The 2,187-nt window shown below is 51.2% G+C and carries 3 protein-coding genes; 2 read left to right on the forward strand and 1 reads right to left on the reverse strand.

Annotated features, from left to right (window positions below; translation table 11 throughout):
- Both ACTHUE_RS16320 and ACTHUE_RS16325 read left to right on the forward strand, forming a co-directional pair.
- A partial coding sequence (locus ACTHUE_RS16320; RefSeq protein ID WP_440423506.1) for a TRAM domain-containing protein occupies nucleotides 1-127 on the forward strand: 127 nt, incomplete at its 5' end.
- 229 nt (nucleotides 128-356) lie between these two features.
- Nucleotides 357-1,667 carry an NCS2 family permease gene (locus ACTHUE_RS16325; protein WP_003748830.1) on the forward strand — a complete coding sequence of 437 codons (1,311 nt, stop codon included), beginning with the start codon at nucleotides 357-359 and terminating at the stop codon, nucleotides 1,665-1,667.
- Nucleotides 1,668-1,750: 83 nt separating this feature from the next.
- On the opposite strand, the gene ACTHUE_RS16330 is transcribed toward ACTHUE_RS16325, so the two are convergent.
- On the reverse strand, nucleotides 1,751-2,187 hold a 437-nt coding region (locus ACTHUE_RS16330), incomplete at its 5' end, for a hypothetical protein (protein WP_440423994.1).

Genomic DNA, 2,187 nt, shown 5'->3' on the forward strand with positions numbered 1-2,187 from the left:
ACTGCAAGCCCGTACCGCCAACAACCGCGTGGTCAACTTTACCGGCACACCCGACATGATCAACCAAATGATCGATTTGGAAATCACCGAAGCCTACACCTTCTCCCTGAAAGGCAAACCGGTATAAACACACACAAACAAAGGCCGTCTGAAACTGTTCAGACGGCCTTTATCTTGGTTCGGCCCGGCATTATCTGATTCATGTATTTTTATTACCCGAACAAAAGGCTTTTCAGTATAATACCGCCCGAAAATTCCCTTATCTGTTGAGAAGTTAAGGCCAAAAACCAAACTTTTTGCAGACCAATCCGACGATGCCGTCCCGCAAGCGGCTTTCCCAAAAGGAATATTTTTAAATGAGTTCTTCAAATCAAAGCGTTTTGGAACGATTGTTCAACCTGAGTGCCAATCAGACCAACGTCCGCACTGAAATCATGGCCGGTTTGACCACCTTCCTCGCCATGTGTTACATCATCATCGTCAATCCCCTGATTTTGGGCGAAACCGGTATGGATATGGGTGCCGTATTTGTGGCCACCTGTATCGCTTCCGCCATCGGCTGTTTCGTGATGGGCTTTGTCGGCAACTACCCAATCGCCCTTGCGCCGGGCATGGGCTTGAACGCCTATTTTACCTTTGCCGTCGTCAAAGGCATGGGCGTGGACTGGCGTGTGGCTTTAGGTGCCGTTTTCATTTCCGGCATCATTTTCATCCTGTTCAGCTTCTTTAAAGTGCGTGAAATGCTGGTCAATGCGCTGCCTATGGGCTTGAAAATGTCGATTGCCGCAGGTATCGGCCTCTTCTTGGCATTGATTGCACTCAAAGGCGCAGGTGTGATTGTGGCCAACCCTGCCACATTGGTCGGCTTGGGCGACATCCACCAGCCTACCGCCCTGCTGGCGATGGCAGGCTTTGTCATGGTGGTTGCACTCGGCCACTTCCGCGTCAAAGGCTCCATCATCATTACCATTCTGACGCTGACCGCCGTCTCCACCGTCTTGGGCTTGAGCGAGTTCAAAGGCGTGGTCGGCGAAGTCCCGAGCATTGCGCCAACCTTCATGCAGATGGACTTTAAAGGCTTGTTTACCGTCAGCATGGTCAGCGTGATTTTTGTATTCTTCCTGGTTGACCTGTTTGACTCTACCGGCACCTTGGTCGGCGTTTCCCACCGCGCAGGCCTGTTGCAAGACGGCAAACTGCCGCGTTTGAAACGCGCCCTACTTGCCGACTCAACCGCCATCGTTGCAGGCGCCGCCTTGGGTACGTCTTCTACCACCCCTTACGTTGAAAGCGCGGCAGGTGTTTCTGCCGGCGGCCGCACCGGCCTGACTGCCGTTACCGTCGGCATCCTGATGCTGGCCTGCCTGATTTTCTCGCCGCTGGTTCAAAGCATTCCTGCATTCGCTACCGCTCCCGCCCTGCTCTATGTTGGCGCGCAAATGTTGCGCAGCGCGCGCGAAATCGATTGGGACGACATGACCGAAGCCGCACCGGCATTCCTGACCATCGTCTTCATGCCGTTTACCTACTCGATTGCCGACGGTATTGCGTTCGGCTTTATCAGCTACGCACTCATCAAGCTCTTGTGCAACCGCACCCAAGACGTACCGCCTATGGTATGGATTGTCGCCGTATTGTGGGCATTGAAATTCTGGTTCTTAGGTTAAACCGCTCAAAAGAACAGGCCGTCTGAAAACTTTTCAGACGGCCTGTTTTATTTTACCCAGCGTTTAAAGCTGTCGGTAAAAGATTATTTTTTCACTTTTTTAGCAGCAGGTTTAGCGGCAGCTTTCGCGCCTTTGTCCAATGCGCAGAAGCGGGTAATGATTTGATCAACCACTTCTTGTTTGCCGTTTACTTCGGTAGTACCACGGATAGTCAGCATATTGCCGTCAACTTTGTCTACGTTGGCTGCAGTGGCTGCTTCAGCAACCCAAGCGACATTGCCACCCCAGAATGCGTTTACATCTTTGCTGCTGTCAGTGATACGGAACAGATTTTCAGTTAATTGACCTTTATATTTTACTTGGGCGGCAACAACTTCATTGCCTTTGAAGCCGTACATTACGCTCAGAGGCTCTTTGCCGTCTTTACCGCATTTGTAGTGAACTTCTTTAGTACCGTCGATAGAGTCTACTTTCAAAGTATTAGGTACTGGAGCTTGAGCTTGTTGAGCCTGAGCTTGAG

The sequence above is a fragment of the Neisseria sp. P0021.S005 genome, assembly GCF_051956955.1.